Origin of the sequence: Citrobacter sp. Cf116 (genome assembly GCF_030336505.1) — a bacterium.
Classification (GTDB): Bacteria; Pseudomonadota; Gammaproteobacteria; order Enterobacterales; family Enterobacteriaceae; genus Citrobacter; species Citrobacter freundii.
Map to the genome: position 1 here is coordinate 227,051 of NZ_JAOWEQ010000024.1, position 15,711 is coordinate 242,761.

The 15,711-nt window shown below is 51.9% G+C and carries 13 protein-coding genes, 1 tRNA gene and 2 other RNA genes; 14 read left to right on the top strand and 2 right to left on the bottom strand.

The window, feature by feature from the left end:
• Nucleotides 1-40: 40 nt before the first annotated feature.
• The 13 genes from OGV74_RS02305 (at nucleotide 41) to OGV74_RS02365 (ending at nucleotide 12,345) form a co-directional block, all read left to right on the top strand.
• Nucleotides 41-742 carry an autotransporter outer membrane beta-barrel domain-containing protein gene (locus OGV74_RS02305; protein WP_003024299.1) on the top strand — a complete coding sequence of 234 codons (702 nt, stop codon included), beginning with the start codon at nucleotides 41-43 and terminating at the stop codon, nucleotides 740-742.
• 251 nt (nucleotides 743-993) lie between these two features.
• Complete coding sequence (locus OGV74_RS02310) at nucleotides 994-2,196, top strand: L-lactate MFS transporter (protein WP_003024301.1); 1,203 nt, start codon at nucleotides 994-996, stop codon at nucleotides 2,194-2,196.
• A 212-nt stretch (nucleotides 2,197-2,408) separates the two neighbouring features.
• Nucleotides 2,409-4,103: a kdo(2)-lipid A phosphoethanolamine 7''-transferase gene (gene eptB, locus OGV74_RS02315; RefSeq protein WP_061547448.1), complete on the top strand. Its 1,695-nt coding sequence runs from the start codon at nucleotides 2,409-2,411 to the stop codon at nucleotides 4,101-4,103.
• A gap of 91 nt (nucleotides 4,104-4,194) precedes the next feature.
• Nucleotides 4,195-4,271 (top strand) — tRNA-Pro (locus OGV74_RS02320).
• 31 nt (nucleotides 4,272-4,302) lie between these two features.
• Nucleotides 4,303-4,436: non-coding RNA, RtT sRNA (locus tag OGV74_RS02325), on the top strand.
• 31 nt (nucleotides 4,437-4,467) lie between these two features.
• Nucleotides 4,468-4,601: non-coding RNA, RtT sRNA (locus tag OGV74_RS02330), on the top strand.
• A 513-nt stretch (nucleotides 4,602-5,114) separates the two neighbouring features.
• On the top strand, nucleotides 5,115-5,351 hold the full coding sequence (locus OGV74_RS02335) for a hypothetical protein (RefSeq protein WP_127674029.1): 237 nt from the start codon (nucleotides 5,115-5,117) through the stop codon (nucleotides 5,349-5,351).
• The gene (gene dppA, locus OGV74_RS02340; protein ID WP_032937213.1) at nucleotides 5,266-6,873 is read left to right on the top strand and encodes a dipeptide ABC transporter periplasmic-binding protein DppA; all 1,608 of its coding nucleotides are present in this window, start codon (nucleotides 5,266-5,268) and stop codon (nucleotides 6,871-6,873) included. Before OGV74_RS02335 ends, dppA begins: the two co-directional genes overlap by 86 nt.
• Before the next feature lie 166 nt (nucleotides 6,874-7,039).
• Nucleotides 7,040-8,059 (top strand): dipeptide ABC transporter permease DppB, encoded by a 1,020-nt coding sequence (gene dppB / locus OGV74_RS02345; RefSeq protein ID WP_003024312.1) that lies wholly within the window; start codon nucleotides 7,040-7,042, stop codon nucleotides 8,057-8,059.
• Nucleotides 8,060-8,068: 9 nt separating this feature from the next.
• Nucleotides 8,069-8,971, top strand: coding sequence for a dipeptide ABC transporter permease DppC (gene dppC, locus OGV74_RS02350; RefSeq protein ID WP_003024315.1), 903 nt, complete (start codon nucleotides 8,069-8,071; stop codon nucleotides 8,969-8,971).
• A gap of 10 nt (nucleotides 8,972-8,981) precedes the next feature.
• A complete protein-coding gene (gene dppD, locus OGV74_RS02355) occupies nucleotides 8,982-9,965 on the top strand; it encodes a dipeptide ABC transporter ATP-binding protein (protein ID WP_003024317.1) in 984 nt (327 codons plus the stop codon).
• A complete protein-coding gene (gene dppF / locus OGV74_RS02360) occupies nucleotides 9,962-10,966 on the top strand; it encodes a dipeptide ABC transporter ATP-binding subunit DppF (RefSeq protein ID WP_003024319.1) in 1,005 nt (334 codons plus the stop codon). The genes dppD and dppF overlap by 4 nt, the downstream gene beginning before the upstream one ends.
• Before the next feature lie 176 nt (nucleotides 10,967-11,142).
• The gene (locus tag OGV74_RS02365; protein ID WP_003024321.1) at nucleotides 11,143-12,345 is read left to right on the top strand and encodes a sigma-54 interaction domain-containing protein; all 1,203 of its coding nucleotides are present in this window, start codon (nucleotides 11,143-11,145) and stop codon (nucleotides 12,343-12,345) included.
• 35 nt (nucleotides 12,346-12,380) lie between these two features.
• Here OGV74_RS02365 and OGV74_RS02370 read toward each other — a convergent pair whose 3' ends face one another.
• Both OGV74_RS02370 and megL read right to left on the bottom strand, forming a co-directional pair.
• Nucleotides 12,381-13,679: an aromatic amino acid transport family protein gene (locus OGV74_RS02370; RefSeq protein WP_016151142.1), complete on the bottom strand. Its 1,299-nt coding sequence runs from the start codon at nucleotides 13,677-13,679 to the stop codon at nucleotides 12,381-12,383.
• Between the two features lie 117 nt (nucleotides 13,680-13,796).
• Nucleotides 13,797-14,993 (bottom strand): methionine gamma-lyase, encoded by a 1,197-nt coding sequence (gene megL, locus OGV74_RS02375; RefSeq protein WP_003023295.1) that lies wholly within the window; start codon nucleotides 14,991-14,993, stop codon nucleotides 13,797-13,799.
• Nucleotides 14,994-15,420: 427 nt separating this feature from the next.
• On the opposite strand from megL, the gene OGV74_RS02380 reads away from it, so the two are divergent.
• Entirely contained in the window at nucleotides 15,421-15,528 is a 108-nt protein-coding gene (locus OGV74_RS02380) for a type I toxin-antitoxin system toxin Ldr family protein (protein WP_003023297.1), read from the top strand.
• Nucleotides 15,529-15,711: the final 183 nt, after the last annotated feature.

Here is a 15,711-nt window from a genome sequence, read left to right on the forward strand (position 1 = left end):
ATAATATCGCCGAATTCGGCTCTTTTCTGGAGTCGCGTTGATGCTTATAAGAAACAGTAGTGGTCGCCAAAGGTTAACTCTGGCGAGCGTCATAGTTTGTGCGCTGTCCATCAATACAGCATATGGCTGGCAACAAGAATATATCGTTGATGCGCTGTCAGGGCATACGGCTGAACGTTATACATGGGACAGCGATCACCAACCACGTTATAACGACATTCTGGAAGAACGTATTCGTTCCACTCAGAACGTGGCGGGGCCCGTGGTGAATCTGGCGGATGAGACGCCAATGGATGCCACCAGCGGCATGAGTATGGGCTGGAACTTCCCGCTTTCAAGGCAGGTGACAACCGGTCCGGTTGCCGCGCTGCATTATGACGGTTCCACCACATCTACTTACAACGAATTTGGCGATAGCGCGACGTCGGCAACGCAGAACGATCCGCTGTGGCATGCCAGCGTGAGCTCGTTGGGCTGGCGAGTCAATTCGCAGTTCGGTGATGTGCGACCGTGGGCGCAAATCAGCTATAACCAGCAGTTTGGCGAAAATATCTGGAAGGCGCAGTCGGGTCTCAGTCGCATGACGGCGGCGGGTCAGGACGGTAACTGGGTAGATGTTACCGTCGGTGCGGATATGCTGTTGAACCCGCATATGGCGGCTTACGCGGCGCTGTCGCAGGCGGAAAATAGCACCAACAACAGCGACTATATGTACACCATGGGAGTGAGCGCCAAATTTTAACGTAAACAATCATCACATAAACATCTTGATTACATGTTGAGATCAACAATCACACGCACTCCAGCGATAGCGTGTACTAACTCATGCGATAAAATTCAGTAACCCGACTTTTTGTCTCGTCATTCATTCCGCATTCCAGGCATTTCATTCCGTCCTGGCGGCATTTCATGCCGTTTTCCCCTGCTCATAAAAACGCTTCGGTATGGTTGTTGGCAGAGAATTTCCCATTTTGTTTATGCAGGAAGACTGCCATGAAAACTTCTGATTATCAGCGTACCCGCTGGCTGACACTGATCGGCACCATCATTACCCAATTTGCTTTAGGTTCTGTTTATACCTGGAGCCTGTTTAACGGTGCGCTTTCTTCTAAGCTTGATGCGCCGGTGAGTCAGGTTGCCTTTTCCTTTGGCCTGCTGAGCCTCGGGCTGGCAATTTCTTCTTCCGTCGCCGGGAAACTGCAGGAACGTTTTGGCGTGAAACGCGTCACCATGGCCTCCGGTATTTTACTCGGTGTTGGCTTCTTCTTAACCGCCCACTCTGACAGCCTGATTATGCTGTGGCTGAGCGCTGGTGTGTTGGTTGGTCTGGCGGATGGCGCAGGCTACCTGTTAACACTTTCCAACTGTGTAAAATGGTTCCCGGAGCGTAAAGGGCTGATTTCCGCCTTCGCTATCGGTTCTTACGGTCTTGGCAGCCTCGGTTTTAAATTCATCGATAGCCAACTGTTGAGCACCGTGGGTCTGGAAAAAACCTTCATGATCTGGGGCGCGATTGTGCTGGTAATGATCGTCTTTGGCTCCACGCTGATGAAAGACGCCCCGAATCAGGAAGTGAAAACGAAAAATGGCGTGGTTGAGAATGACTACACCCTGGCTCAGTCCATGCGTAAACCGCAGTACTGGATGCTGGCGGTCATGTTCCTGACGGCGTGTATGAGCGGGCTGTACGTAATTGGCGTGGCGAAAGATATCGCACAAAGTCTGGCACATATGGATGTGGCAACGGCGGCAAACGCGGTGACCGTGATTTCTATCGCTAACCTGTCCGGTCGTCTGGTTCTGGGGATTCTGTCCGACAAAATCTCTCGTATTCGCGTTATCACCATTGGGCAGGTCGTTTCGCTGGTGGGTATGGCGGCACTGCTGTTCGCGCCGTTGAATGATGTGACCTTCTTTACGGCGATTGCCTGTGTGGCATTTAACTTTGGCGGCACCATCACCGTGTTCCCGTCACTGGTGAGTGAGTTCTTCGGTTTGAACAACCTGGCTAAAAACTACGGTGTCATTTACTTAGGTTTCGGTATCGGCAGCATTTGTGGTTCCATTATCGCCTCGCTGTTCGGCGGATTCTATGTGACCTTCTGCGTTATCTTTGCGCTGTTAATTATCTCGCTGGCGCTTTCTACCACTATTCGTCAGCCGCAGCGTAGCGTCTATACCGAGGCACACGCCTGATCTATTAGTGGTCTGATTAATGCCCGGCGCATATATTTACAAAAATATATGCGCCGTTTGCATTCTCTATAAGCACTTTTCTTCCCTCCTGTGGTCTACTTACCTGCGCTGTAGAATTGTCTTATTATCTGCATTTGTCGCACTTTTCCCCTGTATGGCCTGACAGGCTTTTGCGCAGGGTGTTTTTATCCCTTCCTCCAGGGTTTGTTTGCATGAGATATATCAAATCGATGACGCAGCAGAAACTGAGTTTCTTGCTGGCGATCTATATCGGTCTTTTTATGAATTGCGCTGTGTTTTTCCGTCGTTTTAGCGGATATGCGCACGAGTTTACCGTCTGGAAAGGACTCTCTGCGGTTGTTGAATTAGCTGGCACTGTGCTGGTGACCTTCTTTTTACTCCGTATTCTCTCTTTATTTGGCCGACGCGCCTGGCGTGTACTGGCAACGTTTGTGGTGCTCTGCTCTGCCGGCGCCAGCTATTACATGACCTTCCTGAACGTGGTCATTGGCTACGGTATTATTGCCTCCGTAATGACAACGGATATTGATTTATCGAAAGAAGTTGTTGGCTGGCATTTTATCGTGTGGCTGGTTTCGGTCAGCATTTTACCGTTGGTTCTGATTTGGAGTAATCGCTGCCGCTATACCCTGATGAAACAGATCCGCACGCCTGGCATGAGATGGCGTAGCGTGGCGGTGGTATTGTTGGCTGGCCTGATGGTATGGGCGCCGATTCGCTTGCTGAGCATGCAACAGAGAAGCGTTGAGCGAGAAACAGGAATCGATTTACCCAGCTATGGTGGGGTTGTGGCGAATTCCTATCTGCCGTCAAACTGGCTCTCTGCGCTGGGTTTGTACGCCTGGGCACAGGTGGATGAATCCTCAGACAACAAATCGCTGATGAACCCGGCGAAGAAGTTTACCTATGTTGCGCCCAAAAACCTCGACGACACCTACGTGGTCTTTATTATTGGCGAAACGACCCGCTGGGATCATATGGGGATTTTTGGCTATGAGCGCAATACCACGCCAAGGCTCGCCCAGGAGAAAAATCTGGCCGCGTTCCGAGGATATTCCTGTGATACGGCGACTAAACTTTCGCTGCGCTGTATGTTTGTGCGCGAGGGCGGGGCGGAAGAAAACCCGCAGCGTACTCTGAAAGAACAAAACGTCTTTTCTGTGCTCGGCCAGTTAGGGTTCAAGACCGATCTTTACGCGATGCAAAGCGAGATGTGGTTCTACAGCAATACTATGGCAGAGAACATTGCCTATCGTGAGCAGATTGGCGCTGAGCCGCGTAACCGTGGCAAAAACGTTGACGATATGCTGCTGATTAATGAGATGCAGCAATCTTTACAGAAGACTGATGATGGCGAAAAGCGTCTGATTATTCTGCACACCAAGGGCTCGCATTTTAACTACACCCAGCGCTACACCCGCGAATATGCACAGTGGAAGCCGGAGTGTGTCAACGTGGATAGTGGCTGCTCGAAAGCTGAGATGATTAATTCATTTGATAATTCGGTAACCTACGTTGATCACTTTATTACCAAAGTGTTTGATCAATTGCGCGATAAGAAAGCGATTGTGTTCTACGCCGCCGATCACGGTGAGTCAATTAACGAACGTGAGCACCTGCACGGAACGCCGCGTAAAATGGCGCCGCCTGAGCAGTTCCGCGTTCCTATGATGGTGTGGATGTCTGACAAATATCTGGAAGACCCTGACCATGCGAAGGCGTTTGCGCACCTGAAGCAAGAAGCTGAGATGAAGGTGCCGCGTCGTCATGTGGAATTGTACGATACCGTTCTGGGTTGCCTTGGTTATACCTCGCCAAATGGGGGGATTAACGAGAATAACAACTGGTGTCGTATCCCGGACGCGAAGAAGGTTACAGCCCAGTAACAGAGCTGCTGACTTTCTCGCCGATCAAATGGCATTTTGATACTAAGGGATTGACGGGCGCGCGGCTGAGCAGTAAGATGCGCCCCGCATTCGGTGATTGGCGCAGCCTGGTAGCGCACTTCGTTCGGGACGAAGGGGTCGGAGGTTCGAATCCTCTATCACCGACCAATTTTAAAACCCTGCTCAACGAGCAGGGTTTTTTGCTTTATAGCCCAAGAGGATGAGAACCTCCGGGGGTAAGAGGTTCGACTCGAGCGTAGCGAGAGAACGTTGCGTCAGCAACGGCCCGCAGGGCGAGTCACGTAGTGGCGAGTAATCCTCTATCACCGACCAAATTTAAAACCCTGCTCAACGAGCAGGTTTTTTTGCTTTATAGCCCAGGAGGATGAGAACCTCCGGGGGTAAGAGGTTCGACTCGAGCGTAGCGAGAGAACGTTGCGTCAGCAACGGCCCGCAGGGCGAGCCACGTAGTGGCGAGTAATCCTCTATCACCGACCAAATTTAAAACCCTGCTCAACGAGCAGGGTTTTTTGCCTTATCCGGCCTACAGACTCAGTTTCATCCCGGCGTGTATGGCGTTATTCCAACCCCACCTTTGACCTTCCTTTTATCTGCAAAAATTGTGCATCACTTCCCACTGACAGTTAACGATTCTGTGACATATTCCATTGCCTTTTTTTATGTTTGCTTGAAACTTTTTTTGCGCTACTTATGGCTGGTGCTGGCATTTTCCGCTGTGCGTTTTAACGTTCATGGCATTAATCGCTCAGATATGCAGCATTCATTGGGAAAATTTGAATAAATTGCATAAATGTTAATCTCCAAATGTTGCGAAGTATGAAGATGTTTATTCTGGCATAGTGCGCGTAGCACAAATTTCCCTGCTGAAAATACCCGCTTGCACTTTTTTTAATCTTTGTTTGCCAATTCTCACCGTTGGTGTAAATCGCGGTTACCTGTATTGACGTTTTCACATTCTGTTGACAGATTGTAGGGTATGAGGGGCATTTCATGGAGAATCCGCACTGCAACTCAGTCGCTTATGTGAACGGAATCCCCATCCTCTTAACGCTGACCCGGCCGGGTAAAAAACAAAAAAGGCCAGGCGGTGCAAACCCATTGCAAAGGGTAAAACAACAAACATCACATTTGGAGCAGAAGAATGAGTATTTCCTTGAAGAAGTCAGGGATGCTGAAGCTTGGTCTGAGCCTGGTGGCTATGACCGTCGCAGCAAGCGTACAGGCTAAAACTCTGGTTTATTGTTCAGAAGGATCTCCTGAAGGCTTTAACCCGCAGCTTTTCACCTCTGGTACCACCTATGATGCCAGCTCCGTGCCGATCTATAACCGCCTGGTCGAGTTCAAAACCGGCACAACTGAAGTGATCCCGGGCCTTGCTGAGAAGTGGGAAATCAGCGAAGACGGTAAAACCTATACCTTCCACCTTCGCCCTGGCGTGAAGTGGCAGGACAACAAAGATTTCAAACCGACGCGCGATTTAAACGCCGATGACGTGGTGTTCTCTTTCGATCGTCAGAAAAACGCCCAGAACCCGTACCATAAAGTTTCTGGCGGCAGCTATGAATACTTCGAAGGGATGGGTCTGCCAGACCTGATCTCCGAAGTGAAAAAAGTGGATGATAAAACCGTTCAGTTCGTACTGACTCGCCCGGAAGCACCGTTCCTGGCTGACCTGGCGATGGACTTCGCTTCTATTCTTTCCAAAGAATATGCGGACAACATGCTGAAAGCCGGTTCCCCGGAGAAAGTGGATCTGAACCCAATCGGTACCGGTCCGTTCCAGCTGCAGCAGTACCAGAAAGACTCTCGTATTCTGTATAAAGCATTCGAAGGTTACTGGGGCACTAAGCCGCAGATCGACCGTCTGGTCTTCTCCATTACGCCTGACGCTTCTGTGCGTTACGCCAAACTGCAGAAGAACGAGTGCCAGGTGATGCCGTACCCGAACCCGGCTGACATCGCGCGCATGAAGCAGGATAAAAATATCAACCTGATGGAGCAGGCCGGTCTGAACGTTGGCTACCTCTCTTTCAACACCGAGAAGAAACCGTTTGATGATGTGAAAGTCCGTCAGGCGCTGACCTACGCGGTAAACAAAGAAGCGATCATCAAAGCGGTTTATCAGGGTGCTGGCGTTGCCGCGAAAAACCTGATCCCACCGACCATGTGGGGCTATAACGACGACGTTAAAGACTACACCTACGATCCTGAGAAAGCCAAAGCGCTGTTGAAGGAAGCCGGTCAGGACAAAGGCTTTACCGTTGAGCTGTGGGCTATGCCGGTACAGCGTCCATATAACCCGAACGCACGTCGTATGGCGGAAATGGTTCAGGCTGACTGGGCGAAAATTGGCGTTCAGGCCAAGATTGTGACCTACGAGTGGGGCGAGTATCTGAAACGCGCCAAAGCGGGTGAACATCAGGCGGTGATGATGGGTTGGACCGGTGACAACGGGGATCCGGACAACTTCTTCGCCACCCTGTTCAGCTGTGCGGCAGCGAAAGACGGCTCCAACTACTCTCGCTGGTGCTACAAACCGTTTGAAGACCTGATCCAACCGGCGCGTGCGACCGACGATCACAACAAACGTATTGAACTGTACAAGCAAGCTCAGGTTGTTATGCACGATCAGGCTCCGGCTCTGATTGTTGCTCACTCCACCGTGTACGAACCAGTGCGTAAAGAAGTGAAAGGCTATGTGGTTGATCCATTAGGCAAACACCACTTCGAAAACGTCTCTGTCGAATAATTAAAAGCAATTAAGGAAGCGCTGCGCCCCGGTATTGTGTAGGCCGGATAAGCGCAGCGCCCTCCGGCGTAATGCTTTACCCGCGATGCAGTTTGCGTGGGATAAGATTTGTGAGCAATACAGACTCACGGTTCCAGGCCGTGCGTCATTAGAGAGAATCCGGGTTATGTTGCAGTTCATTCTCCGACGTTTGGGACTCGTCATCCCCACGTTTATCGGTATCACTCTTCTCACCTTTGCCTTCGTCCATATGATCCCCGGCGATCCGGTTATGATCATGGCAGGTGAACGTGGGATCTCCCCTGAGCGTCATGCTCAACTGTTGGCTGAACTCGGTCTGGATAAGCCGATGTGGCAGCAGTACCTCCACTATATCTGGGGGGTTATGCATGGCGATTTAGGTATCTCACTGAAAAGCCGCTTACCGGTGTGGGAAGAGTTCGTACCTCGATTCAAAGCCACGCTGGAACTCGGCGTCTGCGCGATGATTTTCGCCGTCTCAGTGGGTATCCCGGTGGGTGTACTTGCTGCCGTTAAGCGCGGCTCCATTTTCGATCATACCGCCGTTGGCCTGGCGCTGACCGGTTACTCCATGCCGATTTTCTGGTGGGGCATGATGCTGATCATGCTGGTTTCCGTGCAGTGGAACCTGACGCCAGTTTCTGGGCGGGTGAGCGACATGGTGTTCCTTGATGATTCCAATCCGCTGACCGGTTTTATGCTGATCGACACCGCCATCTGGGGTGAAGAGGGCAACTTTATCGATGCGTTGGCGCATATGGTCCTACCGGCAATGGTGCTGGGCACTATACCTCTGGCGGTCATTGTGCGTATGACCCGTTCATCGATGCTGGAAGTGCTGGGTGAGGATTACATTCGTACCGCGCGCGCTAAAGGTTTGACCCGTATGCGCGTCATCATCATTCACGCTCTGCGTAACGCGATGCTGCCCGTTGTCACCGTTATCGGCCTGCAGGTTGGTACGTTGCTGGCTGGGGCAATCCTGACCGAGACTATCTTCTCGTGGCCGGGGCTGGGACGCTGGCTGATCGATGCGCTGCAACGCCGTGATTATCCGGTAGTGCAGGGCGGGGTACTGCTGGTCGCGACGATGATTATCCTCGTCAACCTGCTGGTAGACCTGCTGTATGGCGTGGTGAACCCGCGTATTCGGCATAAGAAGTAAGGGGCCATCATGTCACAGGTTACTGAAAACAAAGTTATTGCTGCACCGGTGCCGATGACGCCGCTGCAGGAGTTCTGGCACTATTTTAAACGCAACAAAGGTGCGGTTGTTGGGCTGGTGTACGTTGTGGTGATGATCCTGATTGCGGTCTTTGCCAACGTCCTTGCACCCTACAACCCGGCAGACCAGTTCCGCGATACGCTACTAGCTCCTCCTGCGTGGCAGGAAGGCGGTACCATGGCGCATCTGTTTGGTACTGATGATGTGGGCCGCGACGTGCTGTCCCGCCTGATGTACGGTGCGCGTCTGTCGCTGTTGGTTGGCTGTCTGGTGGTTGTACTCTCCCTGCTGATGGGCGTGGTTCTTGGGCTGATCGCTGGCTACTTTGGTGGAATTGTCGATAACGTCATCATGCGTGTGGTCGATATCATGCTGGCATTGCCGAGCCTGTTACTGGCGCTGGTGCTGGTGGCGGTATTTGGTCCCTCGATAGGCAACGCTGCGCTGGCGCTGACGTTTGTAGCATTGCCGCACTATGTGCGTCTGACGCGCGCCGCTGTGCTGGTGGAAGTTAACCGCGACTACGTCACCGCATCCCGCGTGGCGGGAGCCGGCGCGATGCGCCAAATGTTCGTCAATATTCTGCCTAACTGTCTTGCGCCGCTGATTGTTCAGGCGTCGCTTGGCTTCTCTAACGCCATTCTCGATATGGCTGCCCTCGGCTTCCTGGGGATGGGCGCACAGCCGCCTACGCCGGAATGGGGCACCATGCTCTCTGACGTTCTGCAGTTTGCCCAAAGCGCCTGGTGGGTCGTGACCTTCCCGGGGCTGGCGATCCTGTTGACGGTGCTGGCATTTAACCTGATGGGTGACGGTCTGCGCGACGCGCTCGATCCCAAACTGAAGCAGTAAGAGGTTCGAGATGGCGTTATTAAATGTAGATAAATTATCGGTGCATTTCGGCGACGTAGGTTCCGAATTCCGCGCCGTAGACCGCATTAGCTACAGTGTGAATCAGGGGGAAGTGGTTGGCATTGTTGGGGAGTCTGGTTCTGGTAAGTCCGTCAGCTCGCTGGCGATTATGGGACTGATTGACTACCCTGGCCGCGTTATGGCCGAAAATCTGGAGTTTAATGGTCGCGACCTGAAGCGCATCTCTGAGAAAGAGCGTCGCCAACTGGTGGGTGCGGAAGTGGCAATGATCTTCCAGGACCCGATGACCAGTCTTAACCCCTGCTACACCGTCGGCTACCAGATTATGGAAGCCATCAAGGTGCACCAGGGCGGCAACAAAAAAACGCGTATTCAGCGGGCAATTGACCTGCTGACGCTGGTGGGGATCCCCGATCCGGCCTCGCGTCTGGATGTCTATCCGCACCAGTTGTCCGGTGGGATGAGTCAGCGCGTGATGATCGCGATGGCAATTGCCTGTCGTCCGAAGCTGCTGATTGCAGATGAACCGACAACGGCGCTGGATGTGACCATTCAGGCGCAGATCATCGAGCTACTGCTGGAATTGCAGCAAAAAGAGAACATGGCGCTGGTCTTAATCACGCACGATCTGGCGCTGGTGGCTGAAGCGGCACACAAAATCATCGTGATGTACGCTGGGCAGGTAGTGGAAACCGGGGCCGCGCAGGATATCTTCCGCGCGCCGCGTCATCCTTACACCCAGGCGCTGCTGCGCGCGCTGCCGGAGTTTGCTCAGGACAAAGCGCGTCTGGCCTCACTGCCGGGCGTGGTTCCCGGTAAATATGACCGCCCGAGCGGCTGTTTGCTGAATCCACGCTGCCCCTATGCGACCGACAAATGCCGCGCTGAAGAACCTGAACTGAACCTGCTGGAAGGCGGTCGTCAGTCGAAATGCCACTACCCACTTGATGATGCCGGGAGGCCTGGGCTATGAGTACGCAAAAGGCCGCCGCGCAACAGCCGCTGTTGCAGGCAATTGACCTGAAAAAACACTACCCGGTGAAGAAGGGCATGTTCGCCCCGGAACGCCTGGTGAAAGCGCTGGATGGCGTTTCCTTTACTCTGGAGCGCGGTAAAACGCTGGCGGTGGTAGGTGAGTCGGGCTGTGGGAAATCCACCCTTGGCCGTCTGCTGACGATGATTGAAATCCCGACTGGCGGTGAGCTGTATTACCAAGGTCAGGATTTACTCAAGCATGACCCGCAGGCGCAGAAGCTGCGTCGGCAGAAAATCCAGATAGTGTTCCAGAACCCCTATGGTTCCCTGAACCCGCGTAAAAAAGTAGGGCAGATTCTGGAAGAGCCGTTGCTGATCAACTCCACGCTCAGCAAAGAGGAGCGCCGTGAAAAAGCGCTGGCGATGATGGCGAAAGTGGGACTGAAAACCGAGCACTACGACCGCTATCCGCATATGTTCTCCGGCGGCCAGCGTCAGCGTATCGCCATTGCCCGCGGTCTGATGCTTGACCCGGATGTGGTGATTGCCGACGAACCGGTCTCGGCGCTGGACGTTTCCGTACGTGCGCAGGTGCTGAACCTGATGATGGACTTGCAACAGGAACTGGGGCTGTCATACGTCTTTATCTCGCACGACCTGTCGGTGGTAGAGCACATTGCCGATGAAGTGATGGTGATGTATTTAGGCCGCTGTGTGGAAAAAGGAACCAAGGATCAGATTTTCAATAATCCACGGCATCCGTACACTCAGGCGCTACTCTCCGCAACGCCGCGCCTGAACCCGGACGATCGCCGCGAGCGTATCAAGCTGACCGGTGAGCTGCCAAGCCCGCTGAATCCGCCACCAGGCTGCGCATTCAACGCCCGTTGCCGCCGTCGCTTTGGTCCGTGTACTCAGCTTCAGCCACAGTTAAAAGACTATGGCGGTCAGCTGGTGGCCTGTTTCGCTGTTGACCAGGACGAAAACCCACAGCAATAAACGTGGGTTATGACCCAATAACCGGAGCCTTGTGCTCCGGTTTTTTTATATTTTGTTTTTCCGTCCACAATGTGAGTCCTCTGGCAGAACATTATTCCACAGAGTCTAAAATGTAGTCAGGTTTCCTCTCGTCACAGAAATATCTATTTCGCAGTTGCTAACTATCAGGAGCAAATGTGGTCACGATACGCTGGGATATTAAAACAATTGATCGTCTGTCGATGGTTGAGGATGTCCTGAAGGAATTTTCCTGCTGCGATATCAATATCATCTCCATGAAAGTCACACCTGGACGGATCCTGATTAAATCCTGGTGCCGCCAGCTACAGGATATTTCCTGTGTGCAATCCTGTTTAAGCCAGCGCGCCGATATTATTAATGTCGCTTACCTCTGTGAGGAGATAAGCGAGCTATCAACGCCGGAGCCGGAACGCCCGCGTTATTTCTCTGACATTATTTGCAGCAGCCAGAGCATGCACGCGCTTATCGAAAAGGCGATAAAAATTGCTGACAGCAAATATACCGTTCTGATCCGTGGCGATACGGGTACCGGCAAAGAGCTGCTGGCCCGGGCTATCCATAATTCCGGGCAGCGACGTTTTTATCCGTTTATTCCGGTCAACTGCTCTGCACTACCTGAGTCGCTTATGGAGAGTGAATTCTTTGGCTATGAGAAAGGGGCTTTTAGCGGCGCGGATTGTAAAGGCAAAAAAGGGCTGTTTGAAATGGCCGATAAAGGCACCCTTTTTCTCGATGAGTTTGGTGAAATGTCGCTGGGCTTACAGGCTAAATTATTGCGCGTCCTGCAGGATGGTGGGATCCGTCGCGTTGGCGGGGCGCAAATTATTCCGGTTAATGTACGCATTATTGTGGCAACCAACGCCAATCTGGAAGATATGGTGGAACAACGTCTGCTGCGCGCCGATCTCTATTACCGCATCAATGTACTTTCCCTGACTATTCCGCCCTTGCGGGAGCGTCCGCAGGATATCAGTCTGTTGATTCGCCACTTTGTGCAGAAATACGCAAAGGAATTCCAGCGGCGGATCATTCTGGATAAAGCTTGTTTTGATGCCTTGCACCATCACAGCTGGCCGGGAAACGTGCGCGAACTGGAAAATACCATTATTCGTCTGATGCTAATGGCGGAATCCGATGTCATTACGCCCGAAGAATTAGGGATGGTGAATTTGCCCGCCGCTGAGCAAGGCCCGACAGAACGTCCTTTTAAAGAGCAGGTTTTGTATGCGGAACGCCAGCTTATTGAACAGATGATGGAAGAGAATGTGTCGTCGCGGCATATCGCCAAAGCGCTGGGGGTATCACATACCACGGTACTGAATAAAATTCGCAGCTATCAATTGGAGAGTGTGAGCTAAGCGCCGCCAGGAGCTGACGGCGCAGTTTACGCGGGTTATTCAATCAGCTTCAGTAATGGCGATAGGCACAGCAGGATCCCGTACAACAGGATTAGCCAGGTTTTCAGCCCGCGTAGTTTTTCCAGCTGTGTGACTTTATAGATCAGGAAAAACGGAATAATACACGACACAATCCCGTACAGCGGGCTGCCTAACTGGAAGAACACCAGTACTGACACGCGAAATGATACCCAAATCACCAGGGTGATAACAATAAAGGTACAAATACCCAGCGTAAGCACCAGAGGATTAATTTTTTCCACGTCAATAACGCGGCTCAGTACGTTAAGAATAATTCCTTTGATCGCCTCGTGGAATCCCAAATAAATACCAAAGAACGCGGTTAATACGGCGAAGATATTTAATACCGTTGAGGTGATATGAATAATCTGTCCCGGAATGACCTGTGCCGCCAGCGCCAGTGCGGAAATATTTTGTTCGAAGGCCGAAACGGCTTCTTCATGGCTAATGGAAAAGGTAAAAGAAAAAGAGAAAAACAGGATGACCGCTATCAGCGTAATGTAACTGATCCGATGCGTGCGTATAGCCATACGTGTGGCCAGTACCCGGTCCGCCACCCGTTTGCGGTAGGCGATGTTCATAGGGTTCAACACCTGAATAAACACCGCGGAGAAGAAGCAGAACGGGATAGTCAGCAGCACATCGCGAAAGAACACCGAGGCTTCAGGGAAGGCGCTGATATTAGCGAAGTTCCAGTGCGGAACCATCGCAAAACCAAATACGATGATGATACCCACTTTGACCACTACCATCGGGCCGGAGATTTTGAATAGCAGTTTTTCTCCCCCGGAAGCAATGGCGACCAGCACGGCAAAAATGGCCACTTTGTAGATTATCGACTGTGAAAGATCGGACTCGGTCAAGCCGAAGGTTTTGATATATGAGGCGCTGTCAAAAACCACGGATAAGGAATAAATAAATATGCCGTGAATAATCATCAGAAAATAGATGACGCCAAGAAATACGCCCCAGTTTTTTCCCAGATAATGACTGATAATATCCGTGTAGTCATTACAGGTTTCACTTTCTGATAATGTTTTTAAATAAATATCCTGCACAATATAAGTTGCCGGATAAGCAATAATAAAGGCGACGATAAATACCCAAATGCCGGTTAAGCCAATTTGTACCGGCATCAGTACCGTTCCGGCACCAATGGCCATGCCTATGCACAGTAATACCCAGCCAAAATCGTATTTCGTAAACGGTATTTTTTTTGAGAATGGTACGGCGGTTGCTGTATTGTTGCTTAATTGTAATGTGTTGTCCTGCATAGAACCCCCTGCCCAAAATACACGTTCTCCCCGAAAGAGGATTGCGCGTATTGCCAGACTGTTGTGCCTTGATTCTCAACAACCTGAACCGAACGGCGTCGGTTCAGGCCATATTGGTCAGAATGTTGCCTTTCTGATGGCGTGTTCAAGGTCGTTAATAATATCTTCTGGATCTTCAAGACCCACAGAAAGACGGATAAGCCCGTCGGTAATACCTGCTTTAAGCCGTTCCTCTGGCGCAACGGGCGAATGTGTCATAGACGCTGGGTGCTGAATGAGGGTTTCGGTATCACCGAGACTGACCGCGAGGAGGCATAATTCTACAGAATTGATCATCCGTCTGCCAGCCTCGAGGCCGCCGGCGATTTCGAAGCTGATAATTCCACCTGGCAGGCTCATTTGTCGCTGGCCCAGCTCATACTGCGGATGCGATGACAGGCCTGGATAATACACCCGGGTAATGGACGGATGCCCTTCGAGGAAGCGGGCGATTTTCAGCGCATTTTCACAGTGACGCTCCATACGAATGCCCAGCGTTTTAACGCCGCGCAGCGTCAACCACGCATTGAAAGGACTCATGCAGCCGCCGGTGATATCTTTCAGGCCAACAAACCGCGCCTGGTCGATAAACTCCTGCTTACCAACAATGATGCCGCCAATCACATCCCCGTGACCGTTGATATATTTGGTGACGCTGTGCACCACAATATCCGCGCCCAGTTGCAAAGGCTGCTGACAGTACGGCGACATAAAGGTGTTATCCACCACCAGCAATGCGCCTTGCTGATGGGCGATACCGGCTACCGTTTCAATGTCGACCAGCGACAACGTCGGGTTAGCGGGCGTTTCGATATACACAACTTTGGTTTCCGGGCGCATGGCGGCGCGGATTTCTTCCGGTTTCGCGGCGTCGACAAAGCTGACGTTAATCCCAAACTTCGGCATGCTGTGCGACAAAAACGCGTGGGTACAACCGTAAATCGCGCTGGCGGAAACGATATGGTCACCCTGCTGACAAAGCGTCAACAGCGTTGTGGTGATAGCAGAAATACCGGACGCGGTAGCCAGCCCGGCTTCACCTCTTTCCAGTACCGCCAGCTTTTTCTCCAGCGCATCAGTGGTAGGGTTACCCAAGCGGGTGTAAATGTACCCGGACTCTTCGAGCGCAAAGCGGGCGGCACCTTGTTCGGCGCTGTCAAAAACAAACGTTGAAGTCTGGAAAATAGGCGTACTGAGCGCGCCAGTTGAAGGGTCGGGTTGTTGCCCCGCGTGAACGATCTGGGTGTTGAATCCGTAAGTACGACAGTCAGACATGATATCTCCTTTGATTCGGAACAGAACAGCTCACAGTCATATAGCAATCGCTGTGCCAGAAAATAAACTAATAGATATCAATATGTTATTAGTTTTATCGTGCGGATGGCCGTCAGGAAAGTTGCCAGTTGGCAAGAAACTTTCCAGCGATTGGCGGATTTATTAAGCCGTAATTGCGAGGCTTTACGCAGACTGGATCACTCCGGGGTGATGAGACGGAAGTGTTACCGTAGAATCAGCAGCAAGCCGGGTTAACCCGGTGAGGCGCGATGTTGCGGGGGCTTGATCCCCGGCGGCATAGGTTGCTGGAAAGAGAAAACCCCCGCACGTTGTTCGGTATAAACCTGGCAACAAAACGGGGGCTAACTTGACTCCAGACAAGTTAAGAATAGCCGCGAACAGTTGCCATTGCAACACAGGCGGCTATATGACGCTCGCACAGTTAGGCGTGGCTTTCTGGCACGATTTAGCGGCTCCAATTATCGCTGGCATTATTGCCAGCTTGATTGTGAACTGGCTGCGTAACAGGAAGTAATGCACTTTGTGGGCGTCTGCCTGCCGTAATGGCAACATGCGCCCGAACCAGGCCGCAGGGGCTAACCTTGCGGCCTTTTTCGGCTTAAATGCAGATAAATCTCGTCGCCAGGTGCCTATCCTGTCGCGATAATGCACGCTGGGAAGTTTTCAGATACCGCCTCTCTTAATACCGCTACGATCG